Raw genomic sequence first — 24067 nt, 5'->3', positions numbered from 1 at the left:
CGCCGATTCGGAGCGGCTCGCCGGTGCGGTCGACCAGCTGGACACCGCCATCGAGGAGGTCCGCGCGACCGTGCGGGCGCTGCGCGGGACCGAACCGCTGGACGGGCACGGCCCCGACCTCGCCGAGTCGATCCGCGCCGAGGTCGCCGCGGCCGGGGAACTGCTCGACACCGAACCGTCCCTGGAGATCGAGGGCGATATGGCCGCCGTTCCGGTCGCCATCGCCGATCACGTCCGGGCCGCCGCGCGCGAGGCACTGTCCAATGTGGTCCGCCATTCCGGGGCACGGCAGCTGCACGTCGCGCTGCTCATCCGGGACGGGGTGCTGCACCTGATCGTCCGGGACGACGGCTGCGGCATCCCGCCGGGTGTCACCGAGCGGGGACTGCGCAACCTCGTCGCGCGGGCGAAAGTGGCGGGCGGGCGCTGCGGGATCCGGTCCTCTCCGCGTTCCGGGACGATCGTGCGCTGGCAGGTTCCGCTCGGCTAGTCATCGCCCGAACGATCACCGTCCGCGCGGTTTCGCGCGCACGTGCATGCGCTCGCCCTGCGGGCCGAACAGGCTGAGCAATTCCACCGAGCCCTTGCCCGCGCTGCCGAACCAGTGCGGCACCCGGGTGTCGAACTCAGCAACCTCACCGGTTTTCAACAAGACATCGTGTTCGCCGAGCACGAGCCGCCCGATTCCGCTGAGCACGTAGAACCATTCGTACCCTTCGTGGGTCCGTGGATCGGGAACGCTGTCCCGCGCATCGAAGATCATCTTGTACGCGCGCAGCCCGCCGGGTTGCTGGCTGAGCGGAATCACCGTGCGGCGCCCCTGCTTGATCGGTTTCATCCGCACCCGCGGATCACCGATCAGCGGCGCGTCCACCAGTTCGTCCAGCGGCACCTGGTGCGCCTTGGCGATCGGCAACAGCAGCTCCAGGCTCGGTTTGCGCTGACCGGATTCCAGCCGGGAAAGGGTGCTCACCGAGATCCCGGTCGTCGCGGACAGTTCGGCGAGCGTGCAGTTGTGCTGTTTGCGGATCTGCTTGAGCCGTGGCCCGACCGCGGCGAGGACTTCTTCCATCAAGCTATTGCAGAAACGGCAAAGAAGTTTGTCAAGCCGCGTTCGTGAAGAGGATTGTCGAGTACATGACAGAAGACATCGACTGGGCAGCCATCGCCGACTGGCTGGAAGGCCAGGCCGAGGCCTACGCACCCGCCATCACCCAAGCTCTCGCCGAACTCGGCGAGCCCGCGCCGCGCACCATTCTGGACATCGGCTCCGGACCGGGTGTGGTCTCCGGGCAGCTCGCGACCGCCTTCCCCGGCGCAACGGTCACCGCGGTGGACGGCACCCCGGAACTGCTCGAACGCGCCGCGGACCGGGCCGGGCGGCGCGGATTCGCACTGCAGACCGTCACCGCCCAGTTCCCCGAAGGCCTCACCGGGCTCGAACCGGCCGATCTGGTGTGGTCCGGCCAGGTCGTGCATCACGTCGGCGACCAGCAGGACGCGTTGAACCGGCTCGCCGCGCTGGTCAATCCGGGCGGCACACTCGCCATCATCGAAGGCGGGCTCACCACCCGCTGGCTACCGCGCGACTGCGGCATCGGGCGCCCCGGACTCCAGGAACGCCTCGATGTCCTGCGCACCGAGCGGTTCAACACCATGCGCGCCGAACTGCCCGGATCGGTCCCGGTCGTGGAGGACTGGCCGGCCATGCTGCGCACCGCCGGGCTCGGCGAGGCACGCAGCAAGACCTTCCTCATCGACCATCCGGCCCCGCTCAGCGAGGAGCTGCGCAAGGTGGTGCGCAGCGGGTTCGAGCGCGAACGGAACGGCTTCGCCGAGGATCTCGGCGCCGAGGACCGCGCCACCCTGGACCGGCTGCTCGACCCGGACGAGGAGCTCGGCATCGACCGGCGCCCGGACCTGTTCCTGCTCACCGCCAAGACGGTGCACTTCGCGCGGCGGCCGTGAATCAGGTGTGCGGCAGGGTTTCCGCTGGCACCACACCGAACCGGCCCGCCTGGTAATCCTCCAGCGCGGCCAGCACCTCGGCGCGGGTGTTCATCACGAACGGCCCGTAGTGCACCACCGGTTCCCGGATCGGCAGCCCGCCGAGCAGCAGCACCTCCAGTTCGGGTTCCGCGCTCGGCTGGCTGGTGCCCGCGGCCACCCGGACCGATTCGCCCGCGCCGAGCACGGCGAGCTGCCCCTTGTGGATGGGCCGCTGCTCCGCGCCAACCGTGCCGTTCCCCGCGAGCACGTACACCAGCGCGTTGAAGTCCGCGCGCCACGGCAGATCCAGCTGGGCGCCCGGGCTGACGGTGGCGTGCGCGAGGGTGATCGGGCTGTAGGTGGTTCCCGGCCCCTCGTGCCCGCCGATCTCCCCGGCGATCACCCGCACCAGCGCCCCGCCGTCGGCCGAGGAAAGCAGCCGTGCCCTGGAAGCGCGGATGTCCTGATAGCGCGGGCTGGCCAGTTTGTGCTCCCGCGGCAGGTTCACCCACAACTGGATGCCGTGGAACAGCCCACCGGATGTCACCAGCCACTCCGGGGGCTTCTCGATGTGCAGGATCCCGCCACCCGCGGTCATCCACTGGGTGTCGCCGTTGGTGATCTCGCCACCGCCACCGTTCGAGTCGGCGTGCTCGAACACCCCGTCGATCATGTAGGTCACCGTCTCGAAACCACGGTGCGGATGCCACGGCGTCCCCTTCGGCTCGCCGGGCGCGTACTCCACCTCGCCCATCTGGTCCATGTGCACGAACGGGTCGAGCTCGCGCTGGGACACCCCGGCGAAGGCGCGGCGGACCGGAAAGCCCTCGCCCTCATAGCCGGTCGGCGCCGTGGTCACCGAGCGCACCGCCCGGGGCCGCACGGTCTCGTCCACCGTGATGCGCGGCAGGGTCAACGTGTCCGCGGTTACCGCTGGCATGGCGTCCTCCTCAAAAGTAGTTGAACTATCAACCACCTAACACGAGGAGCATACCCCACAATTCCCGCCGCCGAGCCCCGGCACTTTCCGCGGACACCACGAGGGGCGAACTACCCTGCACCGCCGATGCCCGTTCGCCCGCTGACCCTCCTGCTCGCCGCGCTCGTCCTCGGCGGCCTGCTGAGCCTGCCCGGATCCTGCCCGAGCAGCGCGGGGCACCCGCGGGAGATTGCCGCAGCGGCCCCCGATGGGCCGCCCTGCGCGAGCGCCGACACGCAACCCGCCATCGAACAGGCCACGGCCACCGGCCCCGGCCTGCCGTACCTCGGCACGCCCACGGAACAGCCATTTGTCGCTGTGTCGACTTATCGACTCACACGCCCGGTGGCGCGGCCCCCACCCGATCCCCCGCGACAAGCCGCCCTCTGCGTATTCCGGATCTGATCGGCGTGCCCTTGTCCGCGCCATCCACATCCATCAGATCCGGAGAAACAATCGTGCTTTCACCCAACACCCTGCGCACCTACGAATGGCTGCCCATCCTGGTGCTCCGCCTGAGCATCGGGTTCATGTTCGTCAGCGGGGCCATCGGCAAACTCGCCGACCCCGCCATGTTCGCCGGCCAGTTCCGCACATCCGGCATCCCCTTCGCCGAGACCACCGCCCCGATCGCGGCCGTGGTGGAACTGCTCGGCGGGTTCGCCCTCGCACTCGGCATCGGCACCCGGATCGCGGCCGCCGTGCTCGCCGTGATCATGGCCGGTGCCCTGATCAGCACCATCATTCCCGCCCAGGTGCACGCCCACCCCGGCATATGGGAGCTGTTGTCCAACCTCTTCTACCAGGCCGAGTGGCTGCTGCTCGGTGTACTCGCCCTGCTGTTGTGCACCGGCGGCGGGCGGGCCAGCCTGGACACACTGCTCCGGCGCGGACTCTCATCGCGCTAGTCCTCGAGGATGCTCAGCGACTCGCAATCGAAGTTGACCTCGCCTGCCGCGAGGCTCTCTTCGAGATGGGCCAGGTACCGGGGATGAGCATGGCTCGCGGACTGCGGGTCAGTATCGGTTCGGCTGAGCGGTCGACCAGGCTGTAGCCGTTCCGGACGCAGACGACGTCGGCGGGCAGGGCACGGCGCAGGTGGCGACCGCGCTCAGGCCGGACGGCAGCTGGGCCTGCCCGCCGACAGCCTCCACACCTGACCGGCGTGTCGCCGACACCACCCGAAGGGCACGAGTCGCGATCGACGCAGCCGTGCGGCGCGGTACACACAATCGGCACGTAACTAGGGAATTCCCCAGTAACCCGGCCGGAAATCCCCCGTGCAGGTTTCGGCAATGGTTTACAGAAGCGTTGGCTGCCGTCACGCTGCGCATTACGCTGCACCGGCAACCGCCGATGCCGGGTTCGGTTTCATGCACGGCATTCCGTGACGAGAACAAAGGGATTCTTTCGATGAAGACGACTTCGACGATCGCTGCCGGCGTGCTCGCGCTCAGCGTAGGCGCCGTGAGCACACTCGGCGCGGCACCGGCGGCACAGGCGGAAACCCGGCATGTTCCCGCGCCACAGGTGCTCGACACGAGGGCCGGGAATCCGATCACCGACCTGGCCGGAAAGGCCGATCAGCTCACCAAGCTCCTCGCCGAGCTGATCGCGGATGCCGGATTCGGCCCCGGCGCGAACATTCCGAAGGAAAAACTCACCAGCCTGATCGCCGACGCGATCGCCCAGAAAAACCCGGACATCGCTCCCGCCGTGCTGCGCAAATCGCTCGCGGCGTTCGGCGACCTCGCGACCATCGGGACCAAACTCAACCCGGCCGAGCTGGCACAACTCGGCGCGGGCGCGAAAATGCTCGCCGCCGCCATCGCCTCGGTAGCCACCGACGGGGCCGCGGGCAAACCGCCGCAGGCGCAAAGCATCATCCAGATCATCACCGGTGCCGGAAAAACCGGAACCGCCCTGCTTTCCCTCCTGATCGCCGGGCTGCACATGTACGAAGCCAGCGCGAACGTCCCGCAGGGCGCCGATGTACTGAACCTGTTCGACCCGGACACCGCCGACGGCGCCAAGATCTTCGGGGCCCTGCCCAAGGAGCTCCAGCGACCGGAGCTGAAGGCTGTCATGCACACCTTCGCCGACTTCGGCCGGACCCTGAACAACATCGACAAATACAAGATCCTGACCCTGCTGCGCCAGCTCACCACCATCGCCGGAGGCTGACCACAAAGGCAGCACCGAACGAGGGCCATCCGTGCACTGCCGACGGATGGCCCTTTTCATGCTCTGCCCGCACCACGTCCGGTACTTCGGCGGCGGCGCCAGCAGGCATGAACCGGCCAGAACCAGCAGCGCGATCGACGCCGCGAGGGTCAGCCCTCCTTGCCAGGGAGGTGGTGACGTATGTCCTGGGGCGTACCGGGCGTCGACATCGGGGGGACGCCCGAAGTGCCAGCTATGGCTTATATAAGTAGTCTCTGGTATATTTCTGGTTCGTGCAGCGCTCGACGTTCTCGGCGGCTCGGTGCGCAGGCGCGTTCTGGACTGCTCGCCGAGGGGGTGCAGGCCGCTGGGGCGATCACGAACGTGATCGGGGCTTGGGGCTCGTCGGTTCCACGCCCTCACCCCGGCTTCGCTGAGCGAGGCAACCGGCGTCGGCGAGGCCGATCCGCCAGTGAAAGGGACATGACATGAAGGACGTGCTGGACGAACTGGCCGCTGCGCGCCGGACGATGGGAACCGCGACTCTGCCCGCCGGGGACGCTTACACGATGGAGTTGCGGCGTCGCTACGACGCGCCGGTCGACGACGTGTGGCACGCCATCACCGACCCTGAGCGGCTGGGCCGCTGGTTGAAGCCGGTCACCGGGGAGCTGCGGCTCGGCGGGTCGTTCGAGTTGGACGGCGGTGAACACGGGGAGATCCTCCGGTGCGAACCGCCGCGGCTGCTGCGGGTCTCCTGGCTCTTCGGACCGGACGCCGACGAGTGGCCGGGTACGAGCGAGGTCGAGGTGCGGCTGTCCCCGGGCCCCGCCGGGGACACCGAGCTCGAACTGGTCCATGCAGCGGCCCTCGGAGAGCCCATGTTCCCGACCTACGGCCCCGGTGCCGGCGGTGTGGGCTGGGACCTGCATCTGCTCGGCCTGGCCCGGTTTGTGGCCGACGGCCAGACCCTCGATCACGAGGAGTTCCAGACCTCGCCCACCGGGTGCGAGTTCGTGCGGCGCAGCGCTGCGGCATGGGGCGAAGCTCACCTGGCCGCCGGTGGCGATCCGGATCATGTGGCGGCCGCGGTCGAGGCCACCACCGCGTTCTATACCCACGGAGGGAACGCTTGATGAAGTACACCACCTCGATCGAGATCGCCCTGCCACGCGAGAAGGTGCTCCAGATCCTCGCGGACCCGGCGCACCTGCCGAAGTGGCTGCGGGGCCTGGTGCTGCACGAGCCGGTAAACGGGGTGCACGGCGAGCTCGGCACCGTCTCGCGAGTCGTGTTTCAAACGGGGAAGCAGAGGATGGAGGCCACCGAGACCATCACGCGCCTGGAACCCGAAGACCTGCACGCCGTCCCCGGTTCGGTCGTCGTGCACTACGACCGCGAGATCGTCGGCAAGGGCATGTGGCAGGCCCAGCGCGACCGGCTCATCGACGCCGGTCCGGACACCACGCTGTGGGAGAGCGAGAGCGAGTTCCGGTTCGGCGGATTGCTGATGCGACTCGTGGGGCTTGTGCTGCCGGGCGTTTTCCGCAAGCAGTCGCGGCAGCACATGGAGGACTTCAAGGCGTTCGCCGAGCACGGGACGGACGTCCGCCAAGGGACGAACTGACCTGCCACTCAGTCCGTTGACGAGACCTCGTCGCGGGCCTGGACCACGATCCCGCGCATGGCGTTCTCGGCGCGCACGGCATCACTCGCATCGATGGCGGCAGCGACCTCGAGGTGCAGGGCGATCGCGTCCGGATGCGGTTCCTCGGGCATCAGTCCGTGCTCGGTGCGCCCGGTGAGCACTTCCGCGATCACCTCGGAGAGCTGGGCGAACATGGGATTGCGCGCGGCGGCGAGGATGCGGCTGTGGAAGGCGATGTCGTGCTCGAGGAAGGCGGTCAGGTCCCGGGCCTTGGCGCAGACCTGCAATCGGGTGGCGAGCGCCTGAATGTCGCCGCGGTCCTCGGTCTCGGAGCGCAGTGCGGCCAGCCGGGCGGCACTCGGTTCGATCGCGGCGCGCAGTTCCATGAGGTTGCCGAGGATCCCGTCCCGGCCTTCCCCGTCGAGCTGCCAGCGGATCACCCTCGGGTCGTAGTGGTTCCACTCGGCGGTTTCCCGCACGGTCACCCCGACCCGGCGTTTGCTCGTGGTCAGCCGCATCGCTTCGAGGGCGCGGACCACTTCGCGTGCTACCGTCCGGGACACCTCATAGCGGTCCTGAAGTTCCTCGACCCTGAGCACGAAACCGGGAGCGAACTCCCCGCGCACGATCGCCGCCCCCAACTCGTCGAGCACTTTCGCATACCGGTCGCCAGCCACCGGCCCAGCCTAAACCGAAGGCATAAGTCGTACTTGTTTTATATTAAGTAGTATCTTTACCCTGTTCGGATGACAAGGAGGTCGCGGCTGCGATGACGGTGCTCGTGGTGATGGGCGTGTCCGGCTCGGGCAAGACGACGGTCGCGACGCGGCTCGCCGAGCGGCTCGGGGTGCCCTATGCGGAGGCGGACTCGTTCCATTCGGCGGCGAACATCCGCAAGATGACCGAGGGCACGCCGCTGACCGACGCCGACCGCGCGCCCTGGCTGCGCTCGATCGCCGACTGGATCACCGAACACGAGCAGGGCGGCGGGGTGGTCACCTCCTCTGCACTCAAACGCCGCTACCGGGATGTGCTGCGCACCGGCGGATCCGTGCGGTTCCTGCATCTGGACGGTCCACGCGAGATCATCGCGGACCGGATGCGCCACCGCAGCGGGCACTTCATGCCACCCGAACTGCTCGATTCCCAGCTCGCCGATCTCGAACCGCTCGATGCGGACGAGCAGGGTTTGGTCGCCGATGTTCGGTGGCCCCCGGAGGACATCGTCGACCTCGCGATGCAGGAGCTCTTATGACCGTGCTCGCCCAAGGCTGGACCGGTACCGACACTCGGCTGATCATCGCGCTGCTGGCCGCCATCGCGCTGGTGGTGGTGCTGATCAGCGTGCTGAAACTGCATGCGGTACTCGCGCTGATCGTGAGCTCGCTGCTGCTCGGCCTCGGCGCGGGGATGCCGGTCGGCAAGGTGGTGGACAGCTTCTCCACCGGCGTCGGGGACACCGTGGCCTCGGTCGGAGTACTGATCGCGCTCGGGGCGATGCTCGGCAAACTGCTCGCCGATTCCGGTGGGGCGAACCAGATCGTGGACACGATCCTGGCCCGGGCCAGGGGTGGCAGGCTGCCCTGGGCGCTCGCCCTCGTCGCCGCGCTCATCGGGCTGCCGATGTTCTTCGAGATCGGGCTGATCCTGATGATCCCGATCGTGGGACTGATCGCGGCGCGCACCAAACGACCCGTCGTCGGGCTGGCTATTCCCGCGCTCGCCGGGCTTTCCGTGCTGCACGGGCTCATTCCGCCACATCCCGGGCCGCTCGCCGCCGCCGGGGCACTGCACGCCAATCTCGGCATCGTCCTCGGTATCGGGCTGCTCGTCGCCATTCCGACCGTGATCATCGCGGGACCGTTGTTCGCCAAGCTCGCCGTGCGCCTGGTCCCGGAAACCACGGCACCCGTACCACTCGCGCAGTCCTCCGAAACGGCGCAGTCGGCACAGCGCAGGCCGCACTTCGCCGCCACGATCGCCACGGTGCTGCTGCCGGTCGTGCTGATGCTGGCCAAGGCGATCGGGGACATCCTCATCGCCGATGACACCGCGCTCGGCCAGGTGCTCGACTTCATCGGCGAACCGATCATCGCGCTGCTCGCCGCGGTGCTGCTGGGTCTGGTCACGCTCGGGAGGGCGGCGGGATTCACCAGGGACCGGCTCTCGGCGATCCTCGGGAACTCGCTCGGCCCGATCGCCGGGATCCTGCTCATCGTCGGGGTCGGCGGCGGATTCAAGCAGACCCTGGTCGATGCGGGCATCAGCGATTCGATCGCCCGATTCGCGGCGGGCGCGGGGATTCCGAGCCTGTTGCTCGGCTGGCTCGTCGCGGTCGCGATCCGGCTCGCCACCGGTTCGGCGACCGTGGCAACCGTGTCCGCGGCCGGGATCGTGGCCCCGCTGGCCGCGGGGATGAACCCGACGCACACGGCCCTGCTCGTGCTCGCCGTCGGCACCGGATCGCTGTTCTTCTCGCACCTCAACGATCCCGGTTTCTGGATGGTCAAGGAGTACTTCGGGCTGAGCACCAGTCAGACGATCAAGACCTGGTCGGTCATGGAGACCATCATCTCGGTGGTGGCCCTGCTGATCATTCTTCCGCTCGGTGCGCTTCTTCCCTAGCTTCGTCCCCTGGTTCGCTTTCGGGTTCGCTTTCGGGTTCGGGTTCGGGTTCCGGGCGCTTGCGCAACTGCGCGATGAGGAACCACACCAGCCCGGCGAGCGCGAGGGCGGCGGCCACGAAGAAGTTCAGCCGCAGACCGAGGAAGTACTGCGAATAGTCCACCCGCAGGGATTCCTCGAAGATCCGGAAACCGGAGTAGCCGAATACATAGAGCGCGAACAGTCCGGGCGCGCGCACCTTGCCGGTCCGCCCGAGCAGGATCAGCACGACGGCGAGCAGCACGTCGAAGATCATCTCGTAGAGGAAGGTCGGGTGGAACGTGGTGAACTGTTCGAAACCCGGTGGCCGGAACTCGGGATCGACCTGCACCGCCCAGGGCAGCGAGCTCGGCCCGCCGAACAGTTCCTGGTTGAAGTAGTTCCCGATCCGCCCGATGGCCTGCGCGATGAGCAGCCCCGGGGCCACCGCGTCCATGAACGCGGACACCGACTTGCCGCGACGGCGGATCCGCCAGGCACCGACCACCGCGGCGAGCGCGATCCCGCCCCAGATACCGAGCCCGCCGTCCCACACCGCGAACGGACCCCACCAGTGCGGCGGCATCTGTGAGGGCGTGGTGATGTCGAAGTAGATGCGGCCGCCGATGATCCCGGCGGGCACCCCCCAGATCGCGATCTCCTCGACCAGTTCCGGGTCACCGCCCTTGGCGCGCCAGCGGCGCCGGGTGAGCCAGATCGCGAGGGCGATCCCGACCACGTACATCAGCCCGTAGAACCGGATGTTCAGCGGGCCGAGATCGAAGCCGTTGATCGGTGGACTGGGAATGGCGGTAAGCACGGCGCGAGCATAACCGCGCGCGCTGGTCGCGGCGGGTTCCCCCTGGGTTCGCGGGCCTCTAGGTTGTCCCGGATGAGGATGCGCGCCATTGCCGTCGTGCTGTTGCTGCTCATCGGGATCACGAACTACCTGGATCGCAGCACGCTCGGTATCGCCAATACCGGGGTCGCCGGCGAGCTGGGCGCGAGCGCGTCCACGATGGGACTGCTGCTCTCGGTGTTCTCCTGGGCCTATGCCTTCGCGCAGCTGCCCGCGGGCGCGATGCTGGACCGCTACGGACCGCGCCGGGTGCTCGGGATCGGCCTGCTGCTGTGGTCGCTCGCCCAGGCCGCTGGCGGGCTGGCCGCGAACGTGAAGCAGCTGCTCGTCTCCCGCGCGGTGCTCGGGGTCGGCGAGGCGCCCACCTTCCCGGCGAACGCGAAGGTCATCGCCAGCCTGTACCCCGCGGAACGCCGGGGCACCCCGATCGGCCTGCTCAACGCGGCATCCTCGATCGGGCCCGCGATCGGCCCGCCGCTGCTGACCTGGCTGATGCTCGGTTTCGGCTGGCGGACCATGTTCATCACCGTTGGCGCGCTCGGAGTACTGCTGGCGATCGTGTGGCTGGCCTGTTACCGGGATCAGGGGCGGGACCGGAAGACGCGTGCGGTGACCTTGCGGGAGTGGGCGCGGCTGCTGCGGTTCCGCACCACCTGGGGCATGATCCTCGGCTTCACCGGGGTGGTCTATTCGGTGTATCTGTACCTGACCTGGTTGCCCGCCTATCTGGAGCGCCGCGGGCTCAGCATCGCCGACACCGGTTTCGCGCTCGTGTTGCCCTATCTCGCGGGCACGGCGGGCACCCTGGTCAGCGGGTGGGTCGGGGATCGCCTGGTACGGCGCGGAATGGCGAACATGACCGCGCGCAAGATCCCGCTCATTCTGGGGCTGGTCCTGGGTGGTGCGGCGACCGTGCCCGCCGCGCTCACCCCGAGCACCGGTCTCGCGCTCGGCTGCATCTGCCTCGCCCAGTTCTTCGTGAACGCCGCGAGTTCGGGTGGCTGGGCACTGGCCAGCGTAGCCACCAGTGAACGGATGACCGCCTCGCTGGGCAGCCTGCAGAACTTCGGCGGCTACTTCGGCGGTGCCTTCGCCCCACTGGCGACCGGGATCCTGGTCGAGACCACCGGCTCGTTCACCATCGCCCTGCTCGCGGCGAGCGCGGTGGCCATCCTCGCCGCGTTCAGCTACGCCTTCCTGGTGCGCCGTCCAGTACCGGCGGATTAGGGGATTTTCCCAGCGGCGTAGCCGCTCATGCCACCCCACGCACCTGGCACCGCGGCCCGTACCCCATTCAAACCAGCCAGAAGACACCAAAAAACCGGGCATCTCGTGGATGCCCGGTTTTGTTGGTGCCTGCGGTTACAGCTTGGTGGCGCTGCCGCCGGCCGCGGTGAGTTTCTCCTGCGCGGACGCGGAGAACGCGTCGGCGGTGATGTCGAGCTTCACCGAGAGCTCGCCATTACCCAGCACCTTGACGAGGCTGTTCTTGCGCACGAGGCCCGCGGCGACGAGTTCCTTGACGCCAACGGCGCCACCCTCGGGGAACGCCTCCTGGATGTCGGAGACGTTCACCGGCTGGAATTCGACGCGGTTGCGGTTCTTGAAGCCACGCAGCTTCGGCAGCCGCATGTGCAGGGGCATCTGACCACCTTCGAAGGTGGCAGGCACGTTCTTGCGTGCCTTGGTGCCCTTGGTACCGCGCCCCGCGGTCTTGCCCTTCGAGCCTTCACCCCGGCCGACCCGCTGACGGTCCTGGTTCGAACCGGGAGCCGGACGGAGGTGGTGAATCTTGATGGTCATGCGTCCACCTCTTCGACCGTGACGAGGTGCCGCACGGTGTGCACCATGCCGCGCACCTCCTTGGTGTCCTCGCGCACCACGGACTGGCGGATCTTCCGCAGCCCGAGGGTGCGCAGCGTCTCGCGATGGTTCGGCTTGGTGCCGATGCTGCTACGCACCTGCGTCACCTTGAGAGCAGCCATGTCACGCCCCCTGTCCGGCGCGCGCACGCAGCATCGCCGCGGGCGCGACGTCCTCGAGCGGGAGGCCACGGCGAGCCGCGACCTCTTCCGGACGCTTCAGGTCCTTCAACGCCGCGACGGTCGCCCGCACGATGTTGATCGGGTTGTCCGAGCCGAGCGACTTGGAGAGCACGTCGTGCACCCCGGCGCACTCCAGCACCGCACGCACCGGGCCACCGGCGATGACACCGGTACCCGCGGAGGCCGGGCGAAGCAGCACGACACCGGCCGCGTCCTCGCCCTGCACCAGGTGCGGGATGGTCGCGCCGATACGGGGAACACGGAAGAAGTTCTTCTTCGCGTCCTCGACGCCCTTGGCGATGGCGGCCGGAACTTCCTTGGCCTTGCCATAGCCGACGCCGACCTGGCCGTCGCCGTCACCGACGACGACGAGCGCGGTGAAGGCGAACCGACGACCACCCTGGACGACCTTGGCCACCCGGTTGATGGTCACGACCTTTTCCAGATGCGGGGTCTTTTCCTGGGCCGCCCCGCCACGGCCACCGTCGCGACGGTCTCCGCGACCGCGGCGCTCGCCGCGCTCCGGTGAGCCGCCGTCCTGCCGTGCACGTCCCGGCATCAGGCTTCCCTTCCTGTCAGTTTTTCCTTCATCAGAACTCCAGCCCACCTTCGCGGGCGGCGTCCGCGAGTGCCGCGATCCTGCCGTGGTACTCGTAGCCACCCCGGTCGAACACCACCGTGGTGACGCCCGCCGCCTTGGCCCGCTCGGCGATCAGCGCGCCGACCTTGGCCGCGCGCGACTTCTTGTCACCCTCGGCCCCGCGCAGTGCGGATTCGATGGTGCTGGCCGCGGCGATGGTGTGGCCCGCCTGGTCGTCGATGAGCTGCACGGCCATGTGCCGCGAGGAGCGGTTGACCACGAGACGTGGCCGCTCTGCCGTCCCGCTGATCTTCTTGCGCAGCCGGAAGTGCCGCCGGTTGCGTGAGACCCGCCGACGGGTGGAGATGTCCTTGCCGATCGGCTTGCGCTTGGTCGCAGTGGTTTCAGCCATGATCACTTACCTGTCTTTCCGACCTTGCGGCGGACACGCTCACCCTCGAAGCGAACGCCCTTGCCCTTGTACGGGTCCGGCTTACGCAGCCTGCGGATGTTCGATGCGATCTGGCCGACGGCTTGCTTGTCGATGCCGGAAACGGAGAACCGGGTCGGGTTCTCCACGTTGAACGTGATCCCCTCGGGCGCCTTCACGACGACCGGGTGCGAGTACCCCAGCGAGAACTCCAGGTCCTGGCCCTTGAGCTGCACGCGGTAACCGACACCGTGGATCTCCATGCGCTTGGTGTAACCCTCGGTGACCCCGATGACCAGGTTGTTCACCAGGGTGCGGGACAGCCCGTGCAGCGCACGCGAGTCCCGCTCGTCGTCCGGCCGGGACACGGTCAGCGTGCCGTCCGACTGCTCGACGGTGATCGGGTTGGCGACGGTGTGCGCCAGCGAGCCCTTGGGGCCCTTCACCGACACTTCCTGGCCGTCGATCTTCACCTCTACGCCAGAGGGGATAGTGATCGGGAGCTTTCCGATACGCGACATGTCGAGTTCCCCTCCTTCCTCACCAAACGTAGGCGAGGACTTCTCCGCCCACGCCTTCCTTCTTGGCCTGCTTGTCGGTCATCAGCCCACCCGAGGTGGAGATGATCGCGACGCCGAGTCCACCGAGGACCCTCGGCAGGGTGGTCGACTTGGCGTACACCCGAAGACCCGGCTTCGAAACCCGGCGCAGGCCCGCGATGCTGCGTTCCCGGCTCGGGCCGTACTTGAGCTTGACCACGAGGTTGCGGTGCTTGTCGCCCTCTTCGTCGTGGTAGCTCGCGATGTAGCCCTCGCGGCGCAGGATCTCCGCCACATTGGACTTCAGCTTCGAGTGCGGCATCACGACCTCGTCGTGGAATGCCGAGTTGGCGTTACGCAGACGCGTGAGCATGTCTGCGATCGGATCGGTCATGGTCATAGTGACCGTCGCACCTTTCTCACCGGGGTTCCGCGCTGCGCTCCGGGCATCCGGATGGCAGCGGGCCTACGGTGAAGTTGGATTTACCAGCTGGATTTGTGCACGCCCGGCAGTTCACCGGCGTGCGCCATCTCGCGGAAGCACACGCGGCAGAGGCCGAACTTGCGGTAGACCGAGCGCGGACGCCCGCACCGCTGGCACCGGGTGTAGCCCCGGACCTTGAACTTCGGCTTCTGAGCTGCCTTGTGGATCAGCGCTTTCTTAGCCATCACTGCTCCTTGAAGGGGAAGCCCAGCGCACGCAGCAAGGCGCGGCCTTCCTCGTCGTTGGTCGCCGTCGTGACAACGGTGATGTCCATACCGCGTTGGCGGTCGATCGTGTCCGGGTCGATCTCGTGGAACATCGACTGCTCGGAGAGCCCGAACGTGTAGTTGCCGTTGCCGTCGAACTGCTTCCCGGAAAGGCCGCGGAAGTCGCGGATACGCGGAAGCGCGATGGTCAGCAGGCGGTCCAGGAACTCCCACATCCGGTCGCCGCGAAGCGTCGCGCGGGCGCCGATCGGCATTCCCTCACGCAGCTTGAACTGCGCGATGGACTTGCGGGCCCTGCGCACCTCGGGCTTCTGACCGGTGATGGTGGCGAGATCGCGGACCGCGCCCTCGATGAGCTTGCTGTCCCGAGCCGCGTCACCGACACCCATGTTCACGACGACCTTGACGATGCCCGGAATCTGCATCGGGTTGTCGTAGTGGAACTGGTCCTTCAGAGACGGGATGATCTCGTCGCGGTAGGTGGCCTTGAGCCGGGGCAAGGTCTTCTCAGCAGTGGTCATGCTCAGATGTCCTTCCCATTGGTACGGGCAATGCGGACCTTCTTGCCGTCCTCGTCGAAGCGGTAACCGACGCGGGTCGGCTTCCCGTCCGAGTCGACGACCATCACGTTGGAGACGTGGATCGCGGCCTCCTGGGTGATGATCCCGCCGGACTGCGCGCCCCGCTGGCCCTGGGTGATCCGGGTGTGCTTCTTGATCCGGTTCACGCCCTCCACGAGGACCCGATTCCGGTCCGGGTAGGCCTGGATGACCTTGCCCTTCGCGCCCTTGTCCTTACCCGAGACCACGAGCACGGTGTCGCCCTTTTTGATCTTCATGGCTTACAACACCTCCGGGGCGAGCGAGATGATGCGCATGAACCGCTTGTCGCGCAGTTCGCGCCCGACGGGGCCGAAGATGCGGGTCCCGCGCGGTTCCTTGTCGTTACGGATGAGGACGGCCGCGTTCTCGTCGAAGCGGATGTACGAGCCGTCCGGACGACGCTTCTCCTTGACCGTGCGCACGATGACGGCCTTGACGACGTCACCCTTCTTCACGTTCGCGCCCGGGATCGCGTCCTTCACGGTGGCGACGATGATGTCGCCGATGCCCGCGTAGCGCCTACCGGAGCCGCCGAGCACACGAATGGTGAGAATCTCCTTCGCACCCGTGTTGTCGGCGACCCGCAGCCGCGACTCCTGCTGAATCACTGCTTATCTCCTGACCATTCTTGGCCTGACAGATTTCCGACCTGAAAGGCTCGGTCCTTACTTGGCCTTCTCCAGGATGTTGACCAGCCGCCACCGCTTCGTCTTCGACAGCGGGCGGGTCTCCATCAGCAGGACCCGGTCGCCGACGCCGGCCGTCTCCTGCTCGTCGTGTGCCTTGACCTTCGTCGTGGACCGGACGACCTTGCCGTAAAGCGGGTGCTTCTTGCGGTCTTCCAGTTCGACGACGATCGTCTTCTGCATCTTGTCCGAGACCACGTAGCCCTCCCGCGTCTTGCGGTAGTTACGCGTGGCCTCCTCGGTCTTCGTCTGCTCACTCATGCGGCGCCCTCACCTTCGCCAGGGGTAATCGAGAGGCCGAGCTCCCGCTCACGCATCACGGTGTAGATGCGGGCGATGTCCTTGCGGACGATGCGCAGCCTGCGGTTGTTCTCGAGCTGGCCGGTCGCCATCTGGAACCGGAGATTGAACAGCTCGGCCTTGGCCTCGCGAAGACGAAGCACCAGCTCTTCCGCGTTGAGCTCACGCAGTTCGGCCGCGGTAGTCGCTGCCACTAGAACTCACCACCTTCGCGGGTCACGATGCGGCACTTCATCGGCAGCTTGTGCATGGCGCGACGAAGGGCCTCTTTGGCTTGTGCCTCATTCGGGAACGTCATCTCGAACATCACGCGGCCCGGCTTGACGTTGGCCACCCAGTGCTCCGGCGAACCCTTACCGGAACCCATCCGGACCTCGGCGGGCTTCTTGGTCAGCGGACGGTCCGGGAAGATGTTGATCCACACCTTGCCGCCACGCTTGACGTGCCTGTTGATCGCGATACGCGCGGACTCGATCTGCCGGTTGGTGACGTAAGCGTGCTCGAGAGCCTGGATGCCGTAGTCACCGAAGCTGATCCGGGTGCCGCCCTTGGACATGCCACCGCGGTGCGGCCGGTGCTGCTTGCGGTGCTTAACCTTCCGTGGAATCAGCATGCTGCTTACGCCTCCGTGCTTTCGCTAGCCTGCGCGGGCGCCTCGCTCGCGGTGGCCTCGGCGGCAGCGGCCCTACCGGCCTCGGTGGAGGTCGCCGTGGTCCCGGAGGCACCGGAACGGCGGCCGCGCCGCTGGTTGTCCCTGCGCTCCCCGCCGCGCGGACGGGCCGCGGCCTCGGCGTTCTCCTTCTCCCGCTTCGCGGCCAGCCCACCGATGAGCTCGCCCTTGTACAGCCACACCTTCACGCCGATCCGGCCGAAGGTGGTGCGCGCCTCGAAGAAGCCGTAGTCGATGTCCGCACGCAGGGTGTGCAGCGGAACCTGCCCCTCGCGGTAGGACTCCGAGCGGGACATCTCCGCGCCGCCGAGACGGCCGCTGCACTGCACCTTGATGCCCTTGATCTGCGAGGAACGCATCGAGGACTGCATCGCCTTGCGCATCGCGCGACGGAAGTTCACGCGGTTGGACAGCTGCTCCGCGACGCTCTGCGCGACCAGCTGGGCCTCCGACTCGGGGTTCTTGACCTCGAGGATGTTCAGCTGGACCTGCTTGCCGGTCAGCTTCTCGAGCTGACCACGCAGCCGGTCGGCCTCCGCGCCGCGGCGGCCGATCACGATGCCCGGGCGGGCGGTGTGGATGTCGATGCGGACCCGCTCACGGGTGCGCTCGATCTCGACCTTGGCGATTCCGGCCCGCTCCATGCCCTTGGAGAGCATGCGGCGGATCTTCACGTCCTCGCCCACGTATTCCGCGTACTGCTTGTCCGCGTACCACCGCGACTTCCAGTCGGTGGCGATACCCAGCCGGAAGCCGTGCGGGTTGATCTTCTGACCCATCAGCGGGTCCTTCCCTTCTTGCTTTCGGCCTTCTTGCGGGACTCAACCTCGATCGTGATGTGGCTGGTCCGCTTGCGGATCCGGTACGCACGCCCCTGGGCGCGGGGACGGAACCGCTTCAACGTCGGGCCTTCGTCCACGTACGCCGTGCAGATCCACAGCGTCTCCGGGTCGAGGTCGAGGTTGTTCTCGGCATTGGCCATGGCACTGGCGAGCACCTTCGCGACCGGACCGCTGGCGGCCTGCGGCGCGAACTGGAGCACGCTCAGGGCTTCATTGGCGTTGCGACCCTTGATGAGCTCGACGACGCGGCGCGCCTTCATCGGCGCGGTGCGCACGTAGCGAGCCCGCGCAACGGCGCGTGGTGCTTCCTCCACGCTTGCTGCGGCTTTCGCCATCGCTTTAGAACCCTTCTCCTGTTCGAATCCGCGCCTAGCGGCGGCGCGATTTCTTGTCGTCCTTGACGTGGCCCTTGAAGGTCCGCGTCGGTGCGAACTCGCCGAGCTTGTGCCCGACCATCGCTTCGGTGACGAACACCGGAACGTGCTTACGGCCGTCGTGCACCGCGAAGGTGTGGCCGAGCATGTCCGGGATGATCGTGGAGCGACGGCTCCACGTCTTGATCACCGACTTGTCGTTGGCGTCGTTCGCCTTGTCCACCTTCTTGAGCAGGTGGTCGTCCACGAACGGACCTTTTTTCAGACTCCGTGGCATTAGTGGCTACCTCCTACTCAGCGCTTCTTGCCGGTGCGGCGACGGCGGACGATCATCCGGTCGGATTCCTTGCGGCGGCGGGTGCGGCCTTCGGGCTTACCGTTCGGGTTGACCGGGTGGCGGCCACCGGAGGTGCGGCCCTCACCACCACCGTGCGGGTGGTCGACCGGGTTCATCACGACACCGCGGACGTGCGGGCGCTTGCCCTTCCAGCGGTTCCGGCCTGCCTTACCCCAGTTGATGTTCGCCTGCTCGGCGTTGCCCACCTCGCCGACGGTGGCGCGGCAGCGCACGTCGACGTTGCGGATCTCGCCGGAAGGCATGCGCAGCTGGGCGTACGGGCCGTCCTTGGCGACCAGCTGCACGCTGGCCCCCGCGGAACGGGCGATCTTCGCGCCGCCACCGGGGCGGAGCTCGATCGCGTGCACCGTGGTACCCACCGGGATGTTGCGCAGCGGCAGGTTGTTGCCCGGCTTGATGTCCGCGCGGGGGCCCTGCTCGATCTTGTCGCCCTGCTTGAGCAGCCGGGGCGCGATGATGTAGCGCTTGTCCCCGTCGGCGTAGTGCAGCAGCGCGATCCGCGCGGTGCGGTTCGGGTCGTACTCGATGTGCGCGACCTTGGCCGGCACGCCGTCCTTGTCGTGCCGACGGAAGTCGATCACGCGGTAGGCGCGCTTGTGCCCGCCGCCCTTGTGCCGGGCGGTGACCTTGCCGCTCGAGTTACGCCCACCGCTCTTGCTCAGCGGACGGACAAGCGACTTCTCCGGGTGTGTCCGGGTGATCTCGGCGAAGTCGGCGACGCTCGAGCCACGGCGGCCCGGGGTCGTCGGCTTGTACTTACGAATAGCCATGTCTGGAAGTCCTTACGCGGCAGTCGTTATGCGGCACTGCCGCCGAACAGATCGATGGGCTTGCTGTCTTCGGAGAGCGTCACGATCGCCCGCTTCGTGTCCTTGCGCTTGCCGTAACCGGTGCGGGTGCGCTTGCGCTTGCCCTGCCGGTTGAGCGTGTTCACGTTGAGGACCTTGACGTCGAAGACCTTCTCGACCGCGATCTTGATCTCGGTCTTGTTCGCCTCGGGCGCCACGACGAAGGTGTACTGCTTCTGGTCGAGCAGCCCGTAGGACTTCTCCGAAATCACCGGCTTGAGCAGCACGTCACGTGGATCGGGGATCACTGCTGTGCCTCCTTGCCTTCGAGCGCGTCGAACGCCGCCTTGGTGAACACCACGTCGTCGTTGACGAGCACGTCGTAGGTGTTGAGCTGGTCGACGGTGAGCACGTGCACGTCGGGCAGATTGCGCACCGAGAGCGCGTTCAGCGCGTCGTCGTTGGTGAGCACGACGAGCTTGCGCTTGCTCGAGGTCAGCGACTCGAGCGCGGTGCGCGCGGTCTTGGTCGAGGGCTTCTCGCCGTCGACGAGCCCGGTGATCACGTGCACCTGACCGTTACGTGCGCGGTCCGAGAGGGCGCCACGCAGCGCGGCGGCCTTCATCTTCTTCGGGGTCCGCTGGCTGTAGTCGCGCGGCGTGGGGCCGTGCACGGTGCCACCGCCGGTGAACTGCGGGGCGCGCTCGGAACCCTGACGCGCGCGGCCGGTGCCCTTCTGGCGGTACGGCTTCTTGCCGCCGCCGCGCACCTCGCCGCGAGTCTTCGTGTCGTGCGTACCCTGGCGGGCCGCCGCGAGCTGCGCGGTGACCACCTGGTGCATCAGCGGGATGTTCGCCTGCTGGTCGAAGATCTCGCCCGGCAGCTCGACGCTGCCCTCGGTCGCACCATTCGGGGTTTTTACGTCAACGCTTGTCATGCCTTCGCACCACCCTTCGCGGCGTCACGAACGAGCACCAGCCCGCCCTTCGGTCCTGGAATGGCGCCCTTGATGAGCAGCAGGCCGTTCTCGGCGTCGACCTTGTGCACGGTCAGGCCGAGGGTGGTGACCTTGTTGTTGCCCATCCGGCCGGCCATCCGGGTGCCCTTGAAGACGCGGCCCGGGGTGGCGCAGCCACCGATGGAGCCCGGCTTGCGGTGCACGGCCTGGGTACCGTGGCTCATCCCCTGGCGGCTGAAACCGTGCCGCTTGATGGTTCCCGCGTAGCCCTTACCGCGGCTGGTGCCGGTCACGTCCACCGTGGCGCCGTCGCCGAACAGCTCGGCGGTCAGCTCCTGGCCGACGCTGTACTCCTCGGCGTCGGTGGTGCGAACCTCGACCAGGTAGCGGCGCGGGGTGCTGCCGGCCTTCGCGAAGTGGCCCGTCTCCGGCTTGTTCACCTTGCGCGGGTCGATGGCACCGGTGGCCAGCTGGACCGCGGTGTAGCCGTCCGTCTCGTTGGTCCGCACCTGGGTGACGACATTCGTCTCGGTACGCACGACGGTGACCGGTACGACCCGGTTGTTCTCGTCGAAGACCTGAGTCATCCCCAGCTTCGTGCCGAGGAGTCCTTTGGTTTGCCTGTCAGACATGTTCTCTAGCTCTCTCGATCCTTGTCCGGCCCGCCGGTTACTGGATGTTGACGTCGACGGAGGCCGGGAGGTCGATACGCATGAGTGCGTCGACCGTCTTCGGCGTCGGTTCGAGGATGTCGATCAGTCGCTTGTGCGTGCGCATCTCGAAGTGCTCCCGCGAGTCCTTGTACTTGTGCGGCGAGCGGATGACGCAGTACACGTTCTTTTCGGTCGGCAGCGGCACCGGCCCAACGACCCGAGCACCGGTGCGCGTCACCGTCTCGACGATCTTGCGCGCGGAAGCGTCGATCGCCTCGTGGTCGTAGGCTTTGAGCCGGATGCGGATTTTCTGTCCCGCCATGGTGGCAGCTCATCCCTCTGTGTCGATGGTCGGACCCCGCTAGCGAGTCCTCCGTGTCTGCTGCATTGACCGGAACACGCGGTCGGGCGTGTCGCCTAGGTCGCACACAGCGATGCCACTGAATCTTTCGCTGGGCTGGTTCGCTTTCACTCGCGCAGGGGCGGCCGGAACTTGATCCTGTCTCGGACCGTTTCCGGCCGCCCCGCTACGAGCAACCCGTCAAGTGTGACACACCGGATCCGGCGAACTTTCACCGGGGTGCCATTAGACGGCTAGTTGGCTAATTTCCGAGCGGGATTGGGATCCTGCCAAGGCCGCAGGCGACGTGGCGCACGTGCTTTTGGTGCGCGAGTCGCCGAGAACGCCGGCAGGGCCCAATCCAGCCGCGAAATTACTTGATCACCTTGGTGACCTGGCCGGCACCAACGGTGCGGCCACCTTCGCGGATCGCGAAGCGCAGACCTTCGTCCATGGCGACCGGCTGGATCAGCTGCACGCTGATGTCCGTGTTGTCGCCCGGCATGACCATTTCGGTGCCCTCGGGGAGGGTCACGACGCCGGTCACGTCCGTGGTGCGGAAGTAGAACTGCGGACGGTAGTTGTTGAAGAACGGCGTGTGCCGGCCACCCTCGTCCTTGGAGAGGATGTAGGCCGAGCCCTCGAACTCCGTGTGCGGGGTGGTGGTGCCCGGCTTCACGACGACCTGGCCGCGCTCCACGTCCTCACGCTTGATACCGCGCAGGAGCAGACCGACGTTGTCGCCCGCCTCACCGTAGTCGAGGATCTTGCGGAACATCTCGATACCGGTGACGGTGGTCTTGGTCGACTTGTCGCGGATACCCACGATCTCGACCTCTTCGTTGGAGTTGATCTTGCCGCGCTCCACACGACCGGTGACGACGGTGCCGCGACCGGTGATGGTGAAGACGTCCTCGATCGGCATCAGGAACGGCTTGTCGATCTCGCGGACCGGGTCCGGGATGTTCTCGTCGACGGCTTCCATCAGCTCGGCAACCGAGTTGGCCCACTTCTCGTCGCCCTCGAGCGCCATCAGCGCCGAGACCTTCACGACCGGGGCGTCGTCGCCGGGGAACTCCTGCTCGGAGAGCAGTTCCCGGACCTCCATCTCGACCAGCTCGATGATCTCGTCATCGTCGACCATGTCGGCCTTGTTCAGCGCGACGACGATGTAGGGAACACCGACCTGACGCGCGAGCAGCACGTGCTCACGGGTCTGCGGCATCGGGCCGTCGGTCGCCGCGACCACGAGGATCGCGCCGTCCATCTGAGCGGCACCGGTGATCATGTTCTTGATGTAGTCAGCGTGACCCGGGGCGTCCACGTGCGCGTAGTGACGCTTTTCGGTCTGGTACTCGACGTGCGAGATGTTGATCGTGATACCGCGCTGCTTCTCTTCCGGCGCGTTGTCGATCTGATCGAATGCCCGCGACTGGTTGAGCTCCGGGTACTTGTCGTGGAGCACCTTGGTGATCGCCGCGGTCAGGGTGGTCTTCCCGTGGTCGACGTGACCAATGGTGCCGATGTTCACGTGCGGCTTGTCCCGCTCGAACTTCGCCTTCGCCACTGGATTGTCCTCCTGGACTTTCTCTTACTTATCTGCTTGCAGGGTCTAAGCGGCCGGTACTACTCGCCGGTCGCCTTCGCGATGATTTCCTTCGCCACGTTCACCGGAACTTCGGCGTACGTATCGAACGTCATGGAGTAGTTCGCCCGACCCTGTGTCGTTGACCGCAGGTCGCCGACGTATCCGAACATCTCCGACAACGGCACCGACGCCTTGACGACGCGGGTCCCGCTGCGCTCCTCCATGGACTGGATCTGCCCACGGCGAGAGTTGAGGTCGCCGATGACATCGCCCATGTACTCCTCGGGCGTGGTCACTTCGACCGCCATCATCGGCTCGAGAAGCACCGGCTTGGCCTTCTCCGCAGCTTCCTTGAGCACGGCCTTACCGGCGAGCTTGAACGCCATTTCCGAGGAGTCGACCTCGTGGTAGGCGCCGTCGATCAGGGTGAGCTTGAGCCCGACGAGCGGGAAGCCGGCGAGCACGCCGTACTGCATGGCTTCCTGCGCGCCCTGGTCGACCGAGGGGATGTACTCCCGCGGAACACGGCCACCGGTGACCTTGTTGTCGAACTCGTACATCGCGCCGTCTTCGGACTCCAACGGCTCGAGGTCGACGATCACGCGGGCGAACTGGCCGGAACCACCGGTCTGCTTCTTGTGCGTGTATTCGTACTTCTCGACCTTCTTGCGAATGGTCTCGCGGTAGGCGACCTCGGGCTTACCGATGTTCGCCTCGACCTTGAAGTCCGTCTTCATCCGGTTGACCAGCACCTCGAGGTGCAGTTCGCCCATACCCGCGACGATGGTCTGGCCGGTCTCCTCGTCGAGGTTGACCTGGAAGGTCGGGTCCTCGTCGGCGAGCTTCTGGATCGCGATCGAGAGCTTCTCCTGGTCGGACCGGGTCTTCGGCTCGATGGCCACCCGGATGACCGGCTCGGGGAAGGTCATGGACTCCAGCACGATGGGGTTCTGCGGGTCGCAGAGCGTGTCACCGGTGGTGATGTCCTTGAGGCCCTGGACCGCGTAGATGTGGCCCGCCTGCGCCTCCTCGACCGGGTTCTCCTTGTTGGAGTGCATCTGGAAGAGCTTCCCCATGCGCTCCTTGCGGTCCTTGGTCGCGTTGAGCACCTGGGTACCGGGAGTGACCTTGCCGGAGTAGACGCGCAGGTAGATCAGCTTGCCGTAGAACGGGTGCGCGGCGATCTTGTACGCCAGCCCGGAGAACGGCTCCTCGATGCTCGCCTTGCGGCTGGCCGGGGTCTCCCCGTCCTGCAGGGTGCCTTCCACGGCGGGCACGTCGAGCGGCGAGGGCAGGTAGTCCACGACCGCGTCGAGCATCGG

General features: G+C 67.1%; 36 protein-coding genes. 9 read left to right on the top strand and 27 right to left on the bottom strand.

Annotated elements, in window-relative coordinates:
* A partial coding sequence (locus tag AD72_RS37330; protein ID WP_031470377.1) for an ATP-binding protein occupies positions 1 to 490 on the top strand: 490 nt, incomplete at its 5' end.
* Between the two features lie 15 nt (positions 491 to 505).
* On the opposite strand, the gene AD72_RS32000 is transcribed toward AD72_RS37330, so the two are convergent.
* On the bottom strand, positions 506 to 1072 hold the full coding sequence (locus tag AD72_RS32000) for a helix-turn-helix domain-containing protein (protein WP_031470376.1): 567 nt from the start codon (positions 1070 to 1072) through the stop codon (positions 506 to 508).
* Positions 1073 to 1137: 65 nt separating this feature from the next.
* Here AD72_RS32000 and AD72_RS31995 point away from each other — a divergent pair, with 65 nt between their 5' ends.
* The gene (locus AD72_RS31995; protein WP_031470375.1) at positions 1138 to 1968 is read left to right on the top strand and encodes a class I SAM-dependent methyltransferase; all 831 of its coding nucleotides are present in this window, start codon (positions 1138 to 1140) and stop codon (positions 1966 to 1968) included.
* A 1-nt stretch (position 1969) separates the two neighbouring features.
* Here AD72_RS31995 and AD72_RS31990 read toward each other — a convergent pair whose 3' ends face one another.
* Complete coding sequence (locus tag AD72_RS31990) at positions 1970 to 2929, bottom strand: pirin family protein (RefSeq protein ID WP_031470374.1); 960 nt, start codon at positions 2927 to 2929, stop codon at positions 1970 to 1972.
* A 497-nt stretch (positions 2930 to 3426) separates the two neighbouring features.
* On the opposite strand from AD72_RS31990, the gene AD72_RS31985 reads away from it, so the two are divergent.
* From AD72_RS31985 to AD72_RS31970, 4 genes are all read left to right on the top strand, one after another.
* Entirely contained in the window at positions 3427 to 3876 is a 450-nt protein-coding gene (locus AD72_RS31985; protein ID WP_051899235.1) for a DoxX family protein, read from the top strand.
* A 190-nt stretch (positions 3877 to 4066) separates the two neighbouring features.
* Complete coding sequence (locus AD72_RS31980; RefSeq protein WP_156365467.1) at positions 4067 to 5152, top strand: hypothetical protein; 1086 nt, start codon at positions 4067 to 4069, stop codon at positions 5150 to 5152.
* A 467-nt stretch (positions 5153 to 5619) separates the two neighbouring features.
* Positions 5620 to 6267, top strand: coding sequence for an SRPBCC family protein (locus AD72_RS31975; protein ID WP_031470371.1), 648 nt, complete (start codon positions 5620 to 5622; stop codon positions 6265 to 6267).
* Positions 6267 to 6758, top strand: coding sequence for an SRPBCC family protein (locus AD72_RS31970; protein ID WP_031470370.1), 492 nt, complete (start codon positions 6267 to 6269; stop codon positions 6756 to 6758). Before AD72_RS31975 ends, AD72_RS31970 begins: the two co-directional genes overlap by 1 nt.
* Positions 6759 to 6766: 8 nt before the next feature.
* Here the strand turns inward: AD72_RS31970 and AD72_RS31965 are convergent, their stop codons facing one another.
* Positions 6767 to 7456: a FadR/GntR family transcriptional regulator gene (locus AD72_RS31965; RefSeq protein ID WP_156365466.1), complete on the bottom strand. Its 690-nt coding sequence runs from the start codon at positions 7454 to 7456 to the stop codon at positions 6767 to 6769.
* A 92-nt stretch (positions 7457 to 7548) separates the two neighbouring features.
* Between AD72_RS31965 and AD72_RS31960 the strand changes: the two genes are divergently transcribed.
* Both AD72_RS31960 and AD72_RS31955 read left to right on the top strand, forming a co-directional pair.
* Positions 7549 to 8034, top strand: a complete 486-nt coding sequence (locus AD72_RS31960) for a gluconokinase (RefSeq protein WP_031470368.1) — start codon at positions 7549 to 7551, stop codon at positions 8032 to 8034.
* Positions 8031 to 9404: a GntT/GntP/DsdX family permease gene (locus AD72_RS31955; RefSeq protein WP_031470367.1), complete on the top strand. Its 1374-nt coding sequence runs from the start codon at positions 8031 to 8033 to the stop codon at positions 9402 to 9404. The genes AD72_RS31960 and AD72_RS31955 overlap by 4 nt, the downstream gene beginning before the upstream one ends.
* Here the strand turns inward: AD72_RS31955 and lgt are convergent.
* The gene (lgt, locus tag AD72_RS31950) at positions 9373 to 10242 is read right to left on the bottom strand and encodes a prolipoprotein diacylglyceryl transferase (protein WP_031470366.1); all 870 of its coding nucleotides are present in this window, start codon (positions 10240 to 10242) and stop codon (positions 9373 to 9375) included. The genes AD72_RS31955 and lgt overlap by 32 nt on opposite strands.
* 72 nt (positions 10243 to 10314) lie before the next feature.
* Between lgt and AD72_RS31945 the strand changes: the two genes are divergently transcribed.
* Entirely contained in the window at positions 10315 to 11508 is a 1194-nt protein-coding gene (locus AD72_RS31945; protein ID WP_063890835.1) for an MFS transporter, read from the top strand.
* Between the two features lie 135 nt (positions 11509 to 11643).
* Here AD72_RS31945 and rplO read toward each other — a convergent pair whose 3' ends face one another.
* The 23 genes from rplO to AD72_RS31830 all read right to left on the bottom strand — a co-directional run.
* On the bottom strand, positions 11644 to 12084 hold the full coding sequence (gene rplO, locus AD72_RS31940; protein WP_031470364.1) for a 50S ribosomal protein L15: 441 nt from the start codon (positions 12082 to 12084) through the stop codon (positions 11644 to 11646).
* Positions 12081 to 12266 (bottom strand): 50S ribosomal protein L30, encoded by a 186-nt coding sequence (gene rpmD / locus AD72_RS31935; protein WP_031470363.1) that lies wholly within the window; start codon positions 12264 to 12266, stop codon positions 12081 to 12083. The genes rplO and rpmD overlap by 4 nt, the downstream gene beginning before the upstream one ends.
* Position 12267: 1 nt before the next feature.
* Positions 12268 to 12885 carry a 30S ribosomal protein S5 gene (rpsE, locus tag AD72_RS31930; protein WP_031470362.1) on the bottom strand — a complete coding sequence of 206 codons (618 nt, stop codon included), beginning with the start codon at positions 12883 to 12885 and terminating at the stop codon, positions 12268 to 12270.
* A 31-nt stretch (positions 12886 to 12916) separates the two neighbouring features.
* Positions 12917 to 13318, bottom strand: a complete 402-nt coding sequence (rplR, locus tag AD72_RS31925; protein ID WP_031470361.1) for a 50S ribosomal protein L18 — start codon at positions 13316 to 13318, stop codon at positions 12917 to 12919.
* A gap of 2 nt (positions 13319 to 13320) precedes the next feature.
* A complete protein-coding gene (rplF, locus tag AD72_RS31920; protein WP_031470360.1) occupies positions 13321 to 13857 on the bottom strand; it encodes a 50S ribosomal protein L6 in 537 nt (178 codons plus the stop codon).
* Between the two features lie 19 nt (positions 13858 to 13876).
* A complete protein-coding gene (rpsH, locus tag AD72_RS31915) occupies positions 13877 to 14275 on the bottom strand; it encodes a 30S ribosomal protein S8 (RefSeq protein ID WP_031470359.1) in 399 nt (132 codons plus the stop codon).
* An 83-nt stretch (positions 14276 to 14358) separates the two neighbouring features.
* A complete protein-coding gene (locus tag AD72_RS31910; protein WP_020498940.1) occupies positions 14359 to 14544 on the bottom strand; it encodes a type Z 30S ribosomal protein S14 in 186 nt (61 codons plus the stop codon).
* A complete protein-coding gene (gene rplE, locus AD72_RS31905) occupies positions 14544 to 15107 on the bottom strand; it encodes a 50S ribosomal protein L5 (protein WP_020498941.1) in 564 nt (187 codons plus the stop codon). The genes AD72_RS31910 and rplE overlap by 1 nt, the downstream gene beginning before the upstream one ends.
* A gap of 2 nt (positions 15108 to 15109) precedes the next feature.
* The gene (gene rplX / locus AD72_RS31900) at positions 15110 to 15424 is read right to left on the bottom strand and encodes a 50S ribosomal protein L24 (protein WP_031470358.1); all 315 of its coding nucleotides are present in this window, start codon (positions 15422 to 15424) and stop codon (positions 15110 to 15112) included.
* 3 nt (positions 15425 to 15427) lie between these two features.
* On the bottom strand, positions 15428 to 15796 hold the full coding sequence (gene rplN, locus AD72_RS31895) for a 50S ribosomal protein L14 (RefSeq protein WP_020498943.1): 369 nt from the start codon (positions 15794 to 15796) through the stop codon (positions 15428 to 15430).
* Positions 15797 to 15853: 57 nt separating this feature from the next.
* Entirely contained in the window at positions 15854 to 16135 is a 282-nt protein-coding gene (gene rpsQ, locus AD72_RS31890) for a 30S ribosomal protein S17 (RefSeq protein ID WP_020498944.1), read from the bottom strand.
* Positions 16132 to 16368, bottom strand: coding sequence for a 50S ribosomal protein L29 (rpmC, locus tag AD72_RS31885; RefSeq protein ID WP_020498945.1), 237 nt, complete (start codon positions 16366 to 16368; stop codon positions 16132 to 16134). The genes rpsQ and rpmC overlap by 4 nt, the downstream gene beginning before the upstream one ends.
* Positions 16368 to 16787 carry a 50S ribosomal protein L16 gene (gene rplP, locus AD72_RS31880; protein WP_031470357.1) on the bottom strand — a complete coding sequence of 140 codons (420 nt, stop codon included), beginning with the start codon at positions 16785 to 16787 and terminating at the stop codon, positions 16368 to 16370. Before rplP ends, rpmC begins: the two co-directional genes overlap by 1 nt.
* Before the next feature lie 5 nt (positions 16788 to 16792).
* A complete protein-coding gene (gene rpsC, locus AD72_RS31875) occupies positions 16793 to 17623 on the bottom strand; it encodes a 30S ribosomal protein S3 (protein WP_031470356.1) in 831 nt (276 codons plus the stop codon).
* On the bottom strand, positions 17623 to 18021 hold the full coding sequence (rplV, locus tag AD72_RS31870; RefSeq protein WP_051111710.1) for a 50S ribosomal protein L22: 399 nt from the start codon (positions 18019 to 18021) through the stop codon (positions 17623 to 17625). The genes rpsC and rplV overlap by 1 nt, the downstream gene beginning before the upstream one ends.
* A gap of 34 nt (positions 18022 to 18055) precedes the next feature.
* Positions 18056 to 18337 (bottom strand): 30S ribosomal protein S19, encoded by a 282-nt coding sequence (gene rpsS / locus AD72_RS31865; protein WP_031470355.1) that lies wholly within the window; start codon positions 18335 to 18337, stop codon positions 18056 to 18058.
* Between the two features lie 17 nt (positions 18338 to 18354).
* Positions 18355 to 19188: a 50S ribosomal protein L2 gene (gene rplB, locus AD72_RS31860; RefSeq protein ID WP_031470354.1), complete on the bottom strand. Its 834-nt coding sequence runs from the start codon at positions 19186 to 19188 to the stop codon at positions 18355 to 18357.
* Positions 19189 to 19214: 26 nt separating this feature from the next.
* A complete protein-coding gene (rplW, locus tag AD72_RS31855; RefSeq protein ID WP_031470353.1) occupies positions 19215 to 19514 on the bottom strand; it encodes a 50S ribosomal protein L23 in 300 nt (99 codons plus the stop codon).
* Complete coding sequence (rplD, locus tag AD72_RS31850; protein ID WP_037348056.1) at positions 19511 to 20143, bottom strand: 50S ribosomal protein L4; 633 nt, start codon at positions 20141 to 20143, stop codon at positions 19511 to 19513. The genes rplW and rplD overlap by 4 nt, the downstream gene beginning before the upstream one ends.
* Positions 20140 to 20796 (bottom strand): 50S ribosomal protein L3, encoded by a 657-nt coding sequence (gene rplC / locus AD72_RS31845; protein WP_031470351.1) that lies wholly within the window; start codon positions 20794 to 20796, stop codon positions 20140 to 20142. Before rplC ends, rplD begins: the two co-directional genes overlap by 4 nt.
* 37 nt (positions 20797 to 20833) lie before the next feature.
* Entirely contained in the window at positions 20834 to 21139 is a 306-nt protein-coding gene (gene rpsJ, locus AD72_RS31840) for a 30S ribosomal protein S10 (RefSeq protein ID WP_009948626.1), read from the bottom strand.
* A gap of 391 nt (positions 21140 to 21530) precedes the next feature.
* Positions 21531 to 22724 carry an elongation factor Tu gene (tuf, locus tag AD72_RS31835; protein WP_031470350.1) on the bottom strand — a complete coding sequence of 398 codons (1194 nt, stop codon included), beginning with the start codon at positions 22722 to 22724 and terminating at the stop codon, positions 21531 to 21533.
* 59 nt (positions 22725 to 22783) lie between these two features.
* On the bottom strand, positions 22784 to 24067 hold a 1284-nt coding region (locus tag AD72_RS31830; protein ID WP_031470349.1), incomplete at its 5' end, for an elongation factor G.

Origin of the sequence: Sciscionella sediminilitoris (assembly GCF_000737195.2) — a bacterium.
GTDB classification, from domain to species: domain Bacteria; phylum Actinomycetota; class Actinomycetes; order Mycobacteriales; family Pseudonocardiaceae; genus Sciscionella; species Sciscionella sediminilitoris.
This window is presented reverse-complemented; position numbering and strand designations above follow the sequence as displayed.